This is a genomic window from Methanosarcina sp. DH2, assembly GCF_020804225.1.
Classification (GTDB): Archaea; Halobacteriota; Methanosarcinia; order Methanosarcinales; family Methanosarcinaceae; genus Methanosarcina.
Window position 1 is genome coordinate 209,199 of sequence record NZ_WJBI01000010.1, and the last position, 14,430, is coordinate 223,628.

Annotated in this window: 14 protein-coding genes; 10 read left to right on the top strand and 4 right to left on the bottom strand. The window is 41.4% G+C overall.

The genetic code is table 11. The annotated features are described in order from the left end of the window. Positions 1 to 174 precede the first annotated feature (174 nt). On the bottom strand, positions 175 to 663 hold the full coding sequence (locus FXV91_RS12585) for a rhodanese-like domain-containing protein (RefSeq protein ID WP_229390937.1): 489 nt from the start codon (positions 661 to 663) through the stop codon (positions 175 to 177). A 717-nt stretch (positions 664 to 1,380) separates the two neighbouring features. Here FXV91_RS12585 and FXV91_RS12590 point away from each other — a divergent pair. The 9 genes from FXV91_RS12590 (at position 1,381) to FXV91_RS12625 (ending at position 9,868) form a co-directional block, all read left to right on the top strand. Continuing rightward, the gene (locus FXV91_RS12590; RefSeq protein ID WP_229390938.1) at positions 1,381 to 2,853 is read left to right on the top strand and encodes an MATE family efflux transporter; all 1,473 of its coding nucleotides are present in this window, start codon (positions 1,381 to 1,383) and stop codon (positions 2,851 to 2,853) included. A 432-nt stretch (positions 2,854 to 3,285) separates the two neighbouring features. Beyond that, the gene (locus tag FXV91_RS12595) at positions 3,286 to 3,699 is read left to right on the top strand and encodes a hypothetical protein (RefSeq protein WP_229390939.1); all 414 of its coding nucleotides are present in this window, start codon (positions 3,286 to 3,288) and stop codon (positions 3,697 to 3,699) included. Positions 3,700 to 4,194: 495 nt separating this feature from the next. Then, on the top strand, positions 4,195 to 5,115 hold the full coding sequence (locus tag FXV91_RS12600; protein WP_229390940.1) for a cache domain-containing protein: 921 nt from the start codon (positions 4,195 to 4,197) through the stop codon (positions 5,113 to 5,115). A gap of 565 nt (positions 5,116 to 5,680) precedes the next feature. After that, positions 5,681 to 6,142 (top strand): MarR family transcriptional regulator, encoded by a 462-nt coding sequence (locus FXV91_RS12605; protein ID WP_229390941.1) that lies wholly within the window; start codon positions 5,681 to 5,683, stop codon positions 6,140 to 6,142. Positions 6,143 to 6,182: 40 nt separating this feature from the next. Then, a complete protein-coding gene (locus FXV91_RS12610) occupies positions 6,183 to 6,512 on the top strand; it encodes a helix-turn-helix domain-containing protein (RefSeq protein WP_229390942.1) in 330 nt (109 codons plus the stop codon). Positions 6,513 to 6,600: 88 nt separating this feature from the next. Further along, positions 6,601 to 8,037: an MATE family efflux transporter gene (locus FXV91_RS12615; protein ID WP_229390943.1), complete on the top strand. Its 1,437-nt coding sequence runs from the start codon at positions 6,601 to 6,603 to the stop codon at positions 8,035 to 8,037. Positions 8,038 to 8,190: 153 nt separating this feature from the next. Beyond that, a complete protein-coding gene (locus FXV91_RS19805) occupies positions 8,191 to 8,325 on the top strand; it encodes a hypothetical protein (RefSeq protein WP_255680417.1) in 135 nt (44 codons plus the stop codon). A 154-nt stretch (positions 8,326 to 8,479) separates the two neighbouring features. After that, positions 8,480 to 8,635 (top strand): hypothetical protein, encoded by a 156-nt coding sequence (locus FXV91_RS12620; protein WP_229390944.1) that lies wholly within the window; start codon positions 8,480 to 8,482, stop codon positions 8,633 to 8,635. A gap of 834 nt (positions 8,636 to 9,469) precedes the next feature. Next, complete coding sequence (locus tag FXV91_RS12625) at positions 9,470 to 9,868, top strand: secondary thiamine-phosphate synthase enzyme YjbQ (RefSeq protein ID WP_229390945.1); 399 nt, start codon at positions 9,470 to 9,472, stop codon at positions 9,866 to 9,868. A gap of 171 nt (positions 9,869 to 10,039) precedes the next feature. Here FXV91_RS12625 and purF read toward each other — a convergent pair whose 3' ends face one another. The 3 genes from purF to FXV91_RS12640 form a co-directional block, all read right to left on the bottom strand. Next, the gene (gene purF / locus FXV91_RS12630) at positions 10,040 to 11,497 is read right to left on the bottom strand and encodes an amidophosphoribosyltransferase (protein WP_229390946.1); all 1,458 of its coding nucleotides are present in this window, start codon (positions 11,495 to 11,497) and stop codon (positions 10,040 to 10,042) included. A 49-nt stretch (positions 11,498 to 11,546) separates the two neighbouring features. After that, positions 11,547 to 11,717: a 50S ribosomal protein L37e gene (locus FXV91_RS12635; RefSeq protein WP_229390947.1), complete on the bottom strand. Its 171-nt coding sequence runs from the start codon at positions 11,715 to 11,717 to the stop codon at positions 11,547 to 11,549. Between the two features lie 142 nt (positions 11,718 to 11,859). After that, positions 11,860 to 12,078 carry an LSm family protein gene (locus FXV91_RS12640; protein ID WP_048121098.1) on the bottom strand — a complete coding sequence of 73 codons (219 nt, stop codon included), beginning with the start codon at positions 12,076 to 12,078 and terminating at the stop codon, positions 11,860 to 11,862. A gap of 562 nt (positions 12,079 to 12,640) precedes the next feature. Between FXV91_RS12640 and thiD the strand changes: the two genes are divergently transcribed. Further along, entirely contained in the window at positions 12,641 to 13,987 is a 1,347-nt protein-coding gene (gene thiD, locus FXV91_RS12645) for a bifunctional hydroxymethylpyrimidine kinase/phosphomethylpyrimidine kinase (RefSeq protein ID WP_229390948.1), read from the top strand. Positions 13,988 to 14,430: the final 443 nt, after the last annotated feature.

Sequence of the window (14,430 nt, forward strand, 5' to 3'; positions counted from 1 at the left end):
TCAGAACAATTTTGCAATAAATATAAAAAAGCTAATGGATTTAATGAGTTTTTTTATTGAATCGCTAAGTGCAATTTCACAGGATATAACCCATTAGCAATTAATTTTTTCATGTTTTTCTGATCATAATGTTCTGAAAGCGGTTCCGGACTTTTTATTATCTCGCGAATAATTTTACTGCGTTAATAATTTAGACCACACCTTATTCCATGACTCATAGGTAGCTACAATTGGATATCCTTCCTTTACCCACCTGTCGAGACCCTCGTCTATGTTATATACATTTTTGTAACCAGCATCTGCCAACAGACTGCCTGTCTCAGCACCTCTTGTTCCTACCTTACAATAAACAAGTATTTTTGTATTTTTATTACACGGTAATTCTTTCATTCGTGCTGGTAATAGTTCTTCAGGAGATAATGCATCAGGGTCTGATTTTACATTTTTCAGTGGTATCAATACCGCTCCTTCGATATGCCCCAGTTCGTATTCAACCGGTGTACGGACGTCCAGAAGGAACACATCCTCTTTTTCGATCATCTGTCTAGCATCACAGGCACTCATATTTGTGTATGTGTGTGTATGCGCAGCTGCCATTCCAGGTGCGATTATAAGAACCACCAAAAGAACTGCAGCAAAATACGATAAATATTGTTTATTCAATCGAACTCCTCCACATTCAGTTCTTTCCGAATTTTAATATTGGGATTTTCAGGTTCATTCGTTCAAACTTACTAATTATTATTAAAATCCGCATTTAGAAGTAGTACCCATAAGTGATAGTCATTTGCTTTATGCAGACATTTGTCAATATTCTTCAGTCGCAATCCACCATATTGTACAGTAAATTGGTATAAAAAAGCAAAAACCCAAAATATGGACTTCAATAATTATATAATTTATTAACTTAAAATATATATGGTATTAGGAATAATTGTTCACTATAATAATAATCTACTATATATTATCCAGCTTATTTTATCTCTTAATAGATTCCCTATAAATAGGCAGCTTAAATGAATTTTAATTTGGGTGCAGTTCATGGGAAACATATCGCTCCAGCGCCTGAAAAGATTATTATTTTATTGAATTTACCGGCCCCAGCCGCGTTAGATGCAGGGCAGGATAGGAAAGATGTAAGATGCAGCCATATTGCCCCGGAATAAAATAATATCAAACAACCAATTGCAGACAGTAAGAGGGACTAAAAAAACAGTTAAAGTCACATCGTTCTTGAGTTATCGGACCTCTTCAGGCTTCCAGCCAGTTGTTTGAAAGAAACAAATAAAGAAAAGGCGTTAAAAGAAGAAAACGTTAAAGGCAGAAGAGACCGAAAAAAGATGGGATAAAAGATTTGAAAATCTAAAAACGGCGGGAAAAATGAGCAGGGAAACGGCAGAAGAAAAAGGGAAGACCGGAGAGAGAGAGGCAGAGGAAAATAGGAATGAGAAGGAAAAAGAAATAATCATCCCGCCTCAAAAAGTGTCAGAAGGTGTGAATGTCCTTCTAGGAGACCCGAAAAAAGCCGTGCTCAAGCTCTCAATTCCGATTATAGTTGCAATGTCCGTACAGACCATTTACAGCCTGACCGATACCTTCTGGGTTGCAGGTCTAGGTGCGGATGCCCTGGCTGCCGTAGGGTTTGCTTTTCCTTTTTTTGTGATTCAAATGGCGCTTACGAGCGGGATTGGGGTTGGTGGAGGAGCTGCGATATCACGCAGGATAGGAGCCAGGGACAAAGCCGGAGCGGACAATGTTGCAGTGCATACTTTTGTGATTATGCTCACACTGACAGTTGCCCTTACAGTGATAGGGCTTGCCGTTGTAAGGGACTTATTCATGTATAGCGGGGCAGGAGAAACTACACCTCTAGGGGTTGCATATGCCAGGGTTATCTTTGCAGGCAGTTTTGTATTCTTCTTTACAAACGTTGCAAATTCCATACTAAGGAGTGAGGGAGATTCAAAAAGAGCTATGCAGTCGATGGTTCTCGGATCTGTCCTGAATATATTTCTTGACCCGGTTTTTATATATGTGTTAGGCATGGGCGTAGCGGGAGCAGCATTTGCAACTGTGGTTTCTTTCGCCAGTTCCGGGATGCTCATGTTTTACTGGTTTTTTATCAAAAAAAATACCTATATCTCCTTTGTTTTCCGTTCTTTTAAATTCAACAGGGCTATTGTCAAAGATATCTTCAGGGTAGGCATACCTTCGTCAATAGAGCAGGTTGCTCTTGCACTTACTGCACTGACAATGAACTTCATTATCGTGACTGTAAGCGATACTGATGGGGTTGCGGTTTATGCCACAGCCTGGAGAATCACAAGCATTGCAGTCGCTCCTTTGATAGGGATCGCGATTTCCGTAGTTTCAGTCTCGGGAGCTGCTTTCGGAGAGCGGAACTTTAAAAAAGCGCGGAGTGCCCTTATCTATGCAACAAAAACCGGCTTTCTGGTAGAAGCAGTAATCGCAGTTGCTGTATTTATCTTTGCTCCGGATATTGCTGCCGCCTTTACGCAGGCAGAAGATACTGCCCTGATAGCTCCGGAACTGACAAGGCTCCTTAAAATCATGACCGTATTCTATCCGGCTGTTGCCTTCGGAATGCTCTCTGCCTCTCTTTTCCAGGGTGCAGGAAAGGGCACAAGTGCGCTTGTTGCTACCCTCCTGAGGAGTCTGGTCCTGACACCTTTGTTTGCCCTGCTCTTTGCCTACGAATTCGGCTGGGGACTGCTCGGAGTATGGTGGGGACTTGTTATGGGGACGGTCATCGGGTCTCTGGTTACCTTTGTATGGGCTCAGTTCTACCTGAGATGCATGATAAAGACCGAGAGGATGGGAGGGAAGTGTTGAAAAATTAAAATCTTACTGCCGTCTCCGATAAATGTATGCATTCAAAATCAAATATTTTTGTATAAATTACGGAAAGCATGGAAACATCTATACTTCTGTTTATTTTGTTCCTTTTTCCGTGATGATATCTGTGATTATAGAGCCTTTATTGAATTTTTTCGTGCCCGGGTTTATTTCATAGTTATAGCATTTGAGTTTTTTATAGCATTTGAGTTTTGGCGTTTAAAATTGTACTAATTTGTGCGTTGGATAATTTTTGAGAGGTTATAAATAATTTTTAAGGGGAGGAAGTTTTTTATACTGTTAGCTTTAAATAATCATCTGACTAAATCATTTCCAGAAGTTTCAGATTAATAATAGAAGAATTATTAAAAATTATAGTTAGAATAAAAACAAAAATTTATACTAGAGTTAAACAAAAAATGAGGTGAAATGATGACAGTTTTGATTCAAAAAGACTTAAATGAAATAATCATGGAGAAAACTGGAATAAATGAAGGACAACTTAAAAAAATGGAGAAATTGCTTGAGGAAAATTTAGGAGGTGCCATAGACCAGAATTTTTCAATGTCTATCAAAAATGGTACCGGAGCTTATGATTATTCAAAAACAAGTTGGGGAGTAACTATTGATGGTTACGCGGTGATAACGGCCCCGGATAATGGCACTTGGCATCTCGTCGCAAAAGATGGTGACAAAGTGGTTTTCGATAAACAAGGAGTTACAAAAGATCAACAGGTTTCTTTCAGCTGCCATTCAGGCTTTAAGTTAAACCTCACTGTGACTGCAACATGGAGCGAAAAGAAAGATACAACTCTCAACGGGCGTATACACGCAAAATATTAACCGATAAAAGTAGTATTTCCGGATCTTCTCAGTTCCGAAACCCTTTTTTTACAAGAGCCCGGCAGAATTCGATTTTTTATGAGGAAGATACTCTGGATGAGTGGTGAAAAACAGTGGAGATAATCCTTTATTCCCATAACATCGATTCTTTGCTGCAAATAACCTTTTTTGTTTTTCGGGATTGTATTAACTTTGGTTCATTTTTATCTTTAACCGGGTTTTGCTAGAACACGCTGTACAAATTATAACTGCAAGTTTTGCATCCATCACTTCATTCAGTATTGTTTTTCAGAACCCCTGTTTCCAAAATTATATCCTTTTTTAAACACATCTGAATTATAATAAAGCCCTCTAATACAGAGCCATTGATTCTTAAATATGAATCATCTTTTTCTGGCAGATTTGGGAAATAGAGTCTAAATGAACTTTTGCTTAAACTCCTATCAGGGCTTTTGCTAAAGTATATCAAAAATATATAATAACCAGGGTTGGAATATGAGAATATCGAAAATTTGCATTCAGCTTGTCCTGTCAATTTCTCTGATTCTTCTGTTCCTGAGCATTTCAGTTTACTCTCAGCAGGAGGATCAGGTCCGTGAAGAAGAAAGGGAAGAAAATTGCTCCCAGCTTCAGCTGCATTCGAAACTTTCGGCTCAGAAGGATGATACCGCTTTAAAGGTTCGTGAGGCTGCAAACCTTGTAGAAGAAAAAGGAGAAGAAGCCTTTCCCGAATTCAGGGAAAAAGACAGCAAATGGCTTTATGATGGTTTCTACATTTTTGTATGGAATATTAATGGAACCAGGGTTGTCTATCCCCCTAATCTTACAGGAGAAGGGCAGGATGTAAGTGGGCTTACGGATTTCAACGGTAAGCCTATAGGAAAACTTTTCATTGAAACCGCTCTCGGTGAAAGTGGAGAAGGTTGGATATCTTATGAATGGACAAAACCCAACGAAACGGAACCCTTCACAAAATACAGTTTCATAAAAAAAGCTGCTTTCGGGGAGGAAACGTATCTTATAGGTTCGGGCTTTTATGTGGAAGATTACCTTTTCACTAGAAATACGGGAAATTGCGAATTCATTAATGCAACAGGTATTTCCTTGTGTGAGCTCATGCACCCGGAAAGAATGGAAAGCGATCCAGGGATCAATTACAGCATTGCATATGTAGTTATGGACCCCGGAGAAAAGAGCCTTCCACACAGGCTTTCAAACCCCGAGATATATTATACCCTTGAAGGTAACGGAACGATCTTCGTTGACGATGTGCCTGTCTCCCTCCATAAGGGAAAACTTGTACTTGTTCCTGCAAGTGAAGTTCAGTATGTAGAAAATACGGGAAATTCTTCCCTTCTCCTGCTTGTGATAGATCAGCCAGCCTGGAAAGCTGAAAATGAAGAAATTGTGGGATAAGCAGGAAAAAATATCAGAATGAATAGTGAAATAAGGTGGAATCCAGTCTACTAGATCTCTCTTTGTACCATCTTTTCAATTCTTTTTGGATCTTTTCAAGACAGAATTGACAGTTAACGAATGCGAAACCTGGGAAAAGTGTTGATTACACCAGGAAGCCCGATACTCACATACACCTGACTCTTTTATACTGTCTAGATTTAATTCTATATACTCGCATGTATCCTGCATGTATCCTTATACTGGCATATATCCTCGATTATCAAATCATAAAATATAAATAAAACATGTCCCTTTTTAGTTTGAAATCGAATAGTAAGAAAGAAAGATAGTAAGATTAAAGACGGTCATGATTCGGATGATAAAATATAAATTAAAAACCAGTCAAACCCATAAAATCCATAGAAACCAGTAAAAACCCGTCAGAAACCAGTCAGATTGATTAAAAAACGCCTCGCAAAAAGATCTACTGGACAGAAACGCCTCGTAAAAAATTTCTGATGGCTCCATCCCTGGCTTTATCATCCGGATCAGGACTGAAAAAAGCGCCTCACTGTGATAACCGATGAAAGAAGAACGAATAAAAGAAACGGTAAAACTTCAGTTTGAGATGATCCATCTTTTCCATAAAAATTTTGCCAGAGCTTTTCATCAGACAGGTAACAGCTCGTATAACCTGAATAAAAATCAGAATAAGGCTATGCTGATTATAGGAGCAGTAGGCGAGATAATGCCTACAACCCTTGGAAAATGCCTGGACCTTCAGAAAGGGAGCCTGACCAGTATGATTGACGCCCTGGAAAGAGAGGAGCTTGTCTACAGGAGGGGAGACCCCGGAGACCGGAGAAAGGTCCTGGTTTCACTTACGGAAAAAGGGAAGGTTTACATAGACTGGTTCAAAGGAGAGCTTGAAAAAAATGCTTCCGGAATTCTTAACAGACTCGCTGAAGAAGATATCGCAGCTTACCAGGAAAGCCTGAAGACAATGCTTGTCACACTGAAGAAACTGGATGAGAGTGCCCGATAAGGGAAAGCCATACCTCCGGAAAACTATATTGAGGTCTGCAATGCATACTGAGCTCATAGGCAAACTCAAGAAGCTCGGATTCACAGAAAACGAGGCGAAGATCTATGTGGGGCTCCTGGGCCTGGGGGAGGCAACAGCAAGGGAGATCCATGAATTTACGCACGTTCCGAGACCAAAAATTTATGCTACGCTGGAGAGAATGTCAAATAAAAAGTATGTGGAAGTCATAACAGGAACTCCGACATATTTCAGGTGCATAGGTCCGGAACAGCTGACCGAACGGTTGAGAGACGAATTCCTTTTCTCCCTGAATGAGACATTGAAAGAACTTAATTCTGCAGGTTACGGGATAAAAAACAGGTGCTGTTAGTTCCAGGTCTGAGTCCTCTGAGCTCCGGAAAAGAATTCAGTCCTGAAATGGAAAAGGGAAAAAGCCGTATTAAAAGGAAGATAATTAAATGAAATCCAGAACATCAGCAGATTCAAATCCCTGCAATCCTGAAAAGAGTCCGGGAACTAAAGGCGTAAAAATACTTGAAGGGGACCCGAAAAAAGCCATTATCAAACTTGCAGTCCCTATGATTGTCGCAATGTCTGTCCAGACCATTTACCAGCTGGTAGATACCTTCTGGGTCTCAGGGCTTGGAGCAGATGCGCTTGCTGCAATGGGTTTTGTATTTCCTTTTTATTTCATAAGCATGGCTTTATCCAACGGGCTGGGTATAGGAGGAGGAGCAGCCATCTCCCGAAAGATCGGAGCACGGGATAAAACAGGAGCAGACAACGTAGCAGTACATACAATTATAATGATGCTACTGATCGCCCTCATATTTACCATACCCTTTTATGTGTTTGCCCCGCAGATCTTCTCTCTTGTAGGAGCAGGGGAAACAACCGATCTCGCAGTGGCTTATGCGAGGGTGATATTTCTAGGGAGCATAGTAATATTTTTTACTAACGTAGCTAATTCAATTCTCAGGGCTGAAGGTGATTCAAAGCGGGCAATGAACGCAATGATCCTGGGCGCAGTCCTGAATATTGTCCTTGACCCTATTTTCATATACACCTTTAAAATGGGAATGGCAGGCGCAGCCTGGGCAACCCTGCTATCTCTTGCAGTTTCTTCATTGATGATGCTGAACTGGCTCTTTTTCAGAAAAGATACTTTCGTTTCTTTTGATTTTAAAGACTTCAGTTTTGAAAGAAACATTGTAAATGACATATTCAGGATAACGGTCCCTGCTTCTGCCCAGCAGCTTTCGATGTCATTATCCATGCTTATACTCAATCTTATTATTGTGAACGTAAGCAATACCGACGGGGTTGCGGTCTATTCCACTGGCTGGCGGGTTGCAACAATTGCAATTGCTCCTCTAATAGGGATTGCAACGGCTGTAGTTTCGGTTTCCGGAGCCGCTTTCGGGGCGCGAGATTATGAAAAGGCAGAAATTGCCCATACTTATGCAATTAAACTGGGTCTCCTCATAGAAGGAGGGGTTGCTGCGTTTACTTTCATTTTTGCCCCTCAGATTGCGGCTATTTTTACACAGACAGCAGAAGCCGCCCATATAGCTCCAGATCTTACCCACTTCCTGCGTGTTATCTGTATCTTCTACCCATCCGTTTCTTTCGGGATGCTTTCGACATCTTTCTTCCAGGGAGCAGGAAAAGGCATGAGCGCACTTACAGCAAACCTCCTGAGAACCATAGTATTTACCCCGATCTTTGCAGCTTTTTTCGCCTTTAATCTGAATATGGGCCAGGTAGGAGCCTGGTGGGGAATTGTTGTAGGCAATGCTATTGGAGCTGGAATAACTTTTGTCTGGGCAAGGCTCTACCTCAGCACAATTTTGAAAACCAGGTCCCTGAAAAAGCCTCTCGAACAGGGAGTTTGAAAAGATTTTCTGGAAATTTTGAGAGGCTTTTCTCAGAAATATTTTGAAAAAGCGATTTAAGCATTTTCTGGCAAATATTTATATAGTATAAGTAGGTAATAAGTTACCGTCTGCCGTTTGAATAAAAAACATAATTTTAAAAGGTGAGCCAGAATGAAAGAAACAGTTACTCAGAAACCTCTTGAACCAGTTTTGCACGGGTTCTTGCTCAGAGACCGTAAGTTTGTCCCGTCCTCGAAGACAAAAATCCTTAATCTCTTCGGGCTTATTTCCACACAGAAAAAATAAGACCAAAAAACGTCCCTGAAGTGCAGGAAGGGCTAACCTTCTGTGATCAGAGGCTAAAATTAAAAATTATTCGGAAGGCGGATACCTTTACAGACAAAGCTAAAATTAAAGCTAAAATTTCCTCCACCGAAAAACGCCTATTTACCTGAACCAATTGGCAGAACAAAACCCTGCAACCAAAAATTGCCCGGATTCAACCCCTGCCGAGTCAACCCCTGATAATAGAAAAGAGTATTATTTCCTGAAAAATCTCCCAATAAATATTCCTGAAAAAATATTCCTGAAAAAGAGCCTGAAGAAAATCTCTTAAAAAACAACACTTCCAAAGAGCAATAAAAAAGAAAAACAATAAGAGCAGGAAATAAAAAAACGTATTCAGGAATATTTCAAATAAACAAGTCTTCCCAAAAACGTCTTCAAGTCTGTCTTCAAAAAACGTATTTAAGAACGACACCCAACAGGTAATGAAGCCGGAACAATTTGAAGAAAATAAAATCAAGACACCAACAGCTCCATCCCTGGAGTAATCAAAAAACGTAAAAACGGCGGTATGAAAGTACAAACCTTCCCAAAAAAACGAACAACAATCGGGGAAGGGAAAAAGGAGAGAACCGGATATAACTTCCAGTTCTTTCCAAAAAATAAATTATTCTCGATATTTCTCCCGTTCTGTTTTCAATCATTTTTTTAAGATATTGTCCTAATTTGCCTTATTTCTACATGACTGATAATTAAGGCTAGGTCCATTTTGTTTCGCTCAAGAAGACTGAATTACTGATACTAACCCGTACAACCTTATTTCACTATACCGACCGTTCTCGTCACGCTCGATAAAGGAGAGCGGCCTTGCAAACGAAAGAGCAAAAAATAGGCAAATAAAAATTTACTTTTTACTCATCCTTTTTGCTACTTTTTAAGCTTCTTCTACCTAAGTTTTCGTTTTTCCATTTATTTTTTCCTTCAATTTCTTTCTCGCTTTGGGAATTTATTTATGTGGCAAACAGGCTTCAAACTTTACGGGATATGAGTAAAGATAGATAAAATGATGCCATACAGATAAAGAGGTCTGAGGCAAAAAGACTATTATGTCAAGAAGGTTTTCAGACAAAAATACAGCAGACGGTATAAATTAAGAGGGAAAGATTTGAAACTTAACATTGAGACCTCCAGGCGCATAGAGCTGATAGACATTACCTCAGAGGTAGAGGAAGAGGTCAGAATAAGCGGAACACAGGAAGGCGTATGCATTATCAGTACTAGGCATACGACTGCGGGCATTATAATTAATGAGAATGAAAGCGGGCTCAGGGAAGATATTCTGAACTTACTGGACAGGCTCGTTCCTCCTGGTGCCGGGTACAGACATGACAGAATAGACAATAATGCTGACGCCCATCTGAAAGCCGTATTGCTTGGAGCAAGTGAAACCCTGCCAGTCACACAGGGAAAACTTGAACTGGGTACCTGGCAGAGCATATTTTTTGCCGAGATGGACGGCCCGAGGCACAGGACGATAAATATGACGATATTAAAAATAGAATAAGAGCATGAAAATTCAGACGAGCATGAAAATTCGGAAGAGTTAAAACACAGAACGGAACCAAAAAATCACGCAAGGTAGCCAGAAAGAAACACCAGAAGAGACTAATAAAAATTAAAAAAACACAAAAAATATTAGAAAGAAATGTAAGAAGAAAGTAAAAGAAGAAAGTCCTTAAAGGCTGTCTGAAGAGACTGCCTGAGAGGAGCTTCCAGTCTTACTGAAATCGTCCAGACGGGTCTGTTTTTTTCTGCATTTCTCACCAGGGATTTCTACAGGATACTCGCCTGTAAGGCAGCCAACACACATATCGTTCTTATCACACTCAAGAGCTCTCATGAGACCTTCAATGCTGAGGTACCCGAGAGAGTCAGCGCTGATAAGCCCTTCAACCTCTTTTATAGTCTTGTATGAGGCGATGAGTTCCTGCCTGGTTGCCATGTCAATCCCGAGATAGCAGGGGGCAATAATTGCCGGACTTCCGACCCTTGCGTGGACTTCTGAAGCGCCTGCCTTCCTGACCATATCGATGATACGCCTGGAGGTCGTGCCGCGGACAATACTGTCGTCTACCAGAACTACACGCTTGCCTTTGACATTATCCTGAATAGCGTTCATCTTGAGCCGGACTGCAGTTTCACGCAGGTCCTGTCCCGGAAGAATAAATGTGCGTCCTATGTAACGGTTCTTCATAAGACCTTCCAGGTACATGATCCCGGATTCCCTTGCATAGCCGATTGCAGACGTAATCCCCGAGTCAGGGACAGGAGAAATGATATCCGCTTCGACGTCATGCTCGCGGGCAAGCTCCCTTCCGATTCTTTCCCGGACCTTGTAGACCAGTTTACCATCTATGACGGAATCTGGCCTTGCAAAGTAAATAAACTCGAAAACACAGTGTGCCGGATGGAGTTCGTTTGTAAGCTGGTGGCTCTCGAAACCTGAACCTGTAAAGATTATAACCTCGCCTGGCCTGACATCTCTAATAAGGGTGCCGTTTAGGGTGTCGATTGCCACGCTCTCAGAAAAGATTCCGTATCCACCGTCAACTTCTCCAAAACAGAGGGGCTTGAAGCCGAAGGGGTCCCTGACAGCGTAGACAGTGCCGTTAATAAAGATGACCAGGGAATAAGAGCCAACAAGCTTGCGCATTACAGTCCTGATAGACTCGATGGGATCGTGCTTTATCAGTTCTTTTACAAGCAGGTGACCGACGACCTCGGTATCGGAATCGCTGATAAAAATCCGGCCTTCATTTTCCAGCTCGTCTTTAAGTTCTCTGGCATTTACCAGGTTTCCGTTATGGGCAATGGCAACTGTTCCATCCTTGAAATTCAGGATAAAAGGCTGACAGTTTTCAATCTTTGACCCGCCAGTTGTAGAGTAGCGGACATGCCCGACTCCTGCATTCCCTATAAGACGCCCAAGAGAATCCTTGTTGTACACATCAGGCACAAGCCCCATGCCCTTGATGGAGAGCGGAGAAGTACCATCATGAACCATTATACCCGTGGATTCCTGTCCTCTATGCTGGAGTGCATAAAGGGCGTAGTAGAGCTTGAATGCAACAGCATTTGACTGAGGCCTGTCGCCAGGGAGGATTATGCCTGCAACCCCGCATTCTTCTTTCAATCTTGACCTCCGGAGCAGGTAAAAAATAGAAAAAATTGAGAAGGCAGGTTTAGTACTTGCACTTTGCCTGCCACTTGTAAGTTCTCATACGGGATGTTTTTCCAAAGCCGCATGAAGTACACTCTTTTGTATGTATGTTTAACGAAACGCTGCCGCAGCGCCTGCATTTGGCGTGGGTGCGCTTCTGCCTTTTTCCCATTGATGCCGTACCTTTACTCATTCATAAATCTCCTTATAAAATCAACTTATTAGTGTGTAATATTCGATAATTCGAAGCGATTTTGTTATTCTGAATTGATCTCAGCCATACAGATTCTGCTGTACCGAGGTTTAACGATAATAGATGAAGTGCTTGATATAGATTACGGAGATACGTATACCACGTTGTCACCGCGGATAACGACGCTGCTGAATTTACTTACGATTTCTCCTTCTCTTAATTCTTCAGCATTGTCAAGCACGAGGTTCATGTGAATATCGTATCCTTTCAGCTCGCCCCGAAACTCACGTGCGCCTTTCAATCGAACTATTACGGGTGTGTCCAGTGCGTTGTTCAAAATATCCAGAGGTCGGTTTGCCATCCTTACAATCCCCTTAAAACATTATAAATCAAGTCATTATCTATATCAATATAAATAGTTAATCCAGACTTAAACTGATCGCCGCGCTTAAGTATTTGATTATTTGCATCAAAGTCGTAAATACAATATATAAATGTATCGAAGAAATTCACCCTATTCAATTGCTAATTTATAAATGAACTCAAAATATAAGAAAAATACTCTATTTTTGAGGGAAAAATACAATATTACTAAAACACTTTCACACAACGCTCTAAGAAATGCTTCCAGAAGTTTCCAGTAAATAGTATCTCTAAAAAATAGTAATTCATAACATTGAAAAACCTTATGCAACCCCGTTTTCTATAAACCAGTTCTTCAAAAATCAGTTTATTCAGAAACCAGTATTCAGAAACCAGATGTCCGGGAGTCTCTGCAGTATTTACAGATAATACAGATCATTCATGGAATTAAAATAAAAATTCCTTTGCCCGGCCCGAGAGGCAAAGAGCAGACATTTAAAAAAGTCAGTATATGCCGGTATATTACACATAAAGAAATGAGTATCAAAAAGAGGAATACAATGACAGGAAAGCCCCAAGTGCCAAAAACCCATATTGTGATGACTATTGCAGGTTCTGACTCAGGAGGAGGAGCCGGAATTGCTGCTGACCTGAAGACCTTTGCCGCGTTTGGAGTCCACGGGACCTGTGCCATTACTTCCGTAACTGCCCAGAACACTACAGGAGTTCTTAAGGCATTTGACCTTACCCCTGAAGCTGTTGGAAGCCAGATCGAAGCTGTCTGTAAGGATATGGATATAAAGTGGGCAAAAACCGGAATGCTTTCCTCTTCGGAAATAATTAAAGAGGTCGCAAGGCAGGTAAAAAAACACAGGCTTTCCCTTGTACTTGACCCTGTAATGGCTGCTGAAGCCGGGGGAGACCTACTTCGAAAGGAAGCCCTTTCAGCCCTTGTCGAAGAGCTGCTGCCTCTCTGTAAGGTTACAACTCCGAACGCCTCTGAGGCAGGCGCACTTGCGGGAGTTTCTGTCAAAACTCATGAGGATGCAAGACTTGCGGCAAGAAAGATTGCAGACCTTGGAGTTGAAGCCGTGATAGTTACAGGAGGGCATATTGACGCAACTGACCTTCTATACGAATCCGTCTCCGGCGACTTTACCCGCGTCCCGGGTGTTTTTGTCAAAGGAGGGACCCATGGTTCGGGCTGCACCTATTCTGCATCAATGACTGCCTGCCTTGCCTGTGGAGACAGCCTGCAAGCCGCTGCCAGAAAGGCAAAGGAGTTCGTGGAGCAGGCAATCCGGAGGAGCGTACCTGTGGGAAGAGGAGTGGGTCCTGTAAACCCGCTCGGAAAGACCCTTGAAGAAAGAGAGCGCTACCTTGTCTTGAAGGATGTAAAAGAAGCCGTTTTGATCCTGGAAGATAGTCCTGAGTTTGCAAAGTTCATTCCTGAGGTTGGCTGTAACATCGGGATGGCAATTCCGGGTGCCAGAAATTGTGAGGACATTGCGGCTGTTGAAAGCAGGATAGTAAAATTCAGGGAAAGGGCACGTCCCGTAGGCTGCGTTAACTTTGGAGCCAGCAGGCACGTGGCAGGGATAACACTGGCAGCTCTTCGCGAGAAGCCAGACATTAGAGCCGCTATGAACATAAAATGTTCAAAAGAAATCCTTGATGCCTGCAGAGAGATGGGACTTGGCATCTCCTCTTTTGACAGGGCTAAAGAGCCTGAAGATGTCAGTATTGCTGACTGGGGCATTTCTGAGGCGATTAGGGAATATGGAGGAGTGCCTGAAGTAATTTATGATGAAGGAGGAGTTGGAAAAGAACCTGTGACCAGGCTCCTCGGTACATGTGCTTCAGAGCTTGCAAAACTTGCAGTGAGACTTGCCAGAGAGATGGAATAATACCTGGTAGAAAAACTGGCGTAGATATTCTTTTTATTCAATTTCTTTTTTCATTACTTCTTTTTCATTATTTCTTTTTTTATTCTTTCTTTTTTCGGTCGTGTCCCCAAATCATTGACTTAATTTTATATAATTTTGAATCTATTATTATTTGGGGGTATTGAAATCACTTCTGAAATCGATTTTTCACAATTTTTTTGCTGGAACAAAGATTGCCCTGATTATGGGATTAAAAATCAGGGGAATATAGCCTTTAAAGAGAGATACGGTAAAAATAATCGTGTTCTTCTTAAATGTAAAACCTGTAATCGTTGCTTTAGTGAAACAAAAGGTACAATATTTTTTGGACTTGATACTCCTGAGGAAGAAGTTCTTAGGACATWAGGTATTCTACCTTAAAAAGGAGGTATTCTTGGAGATGAACTAGCTCCTGGGCATGATAA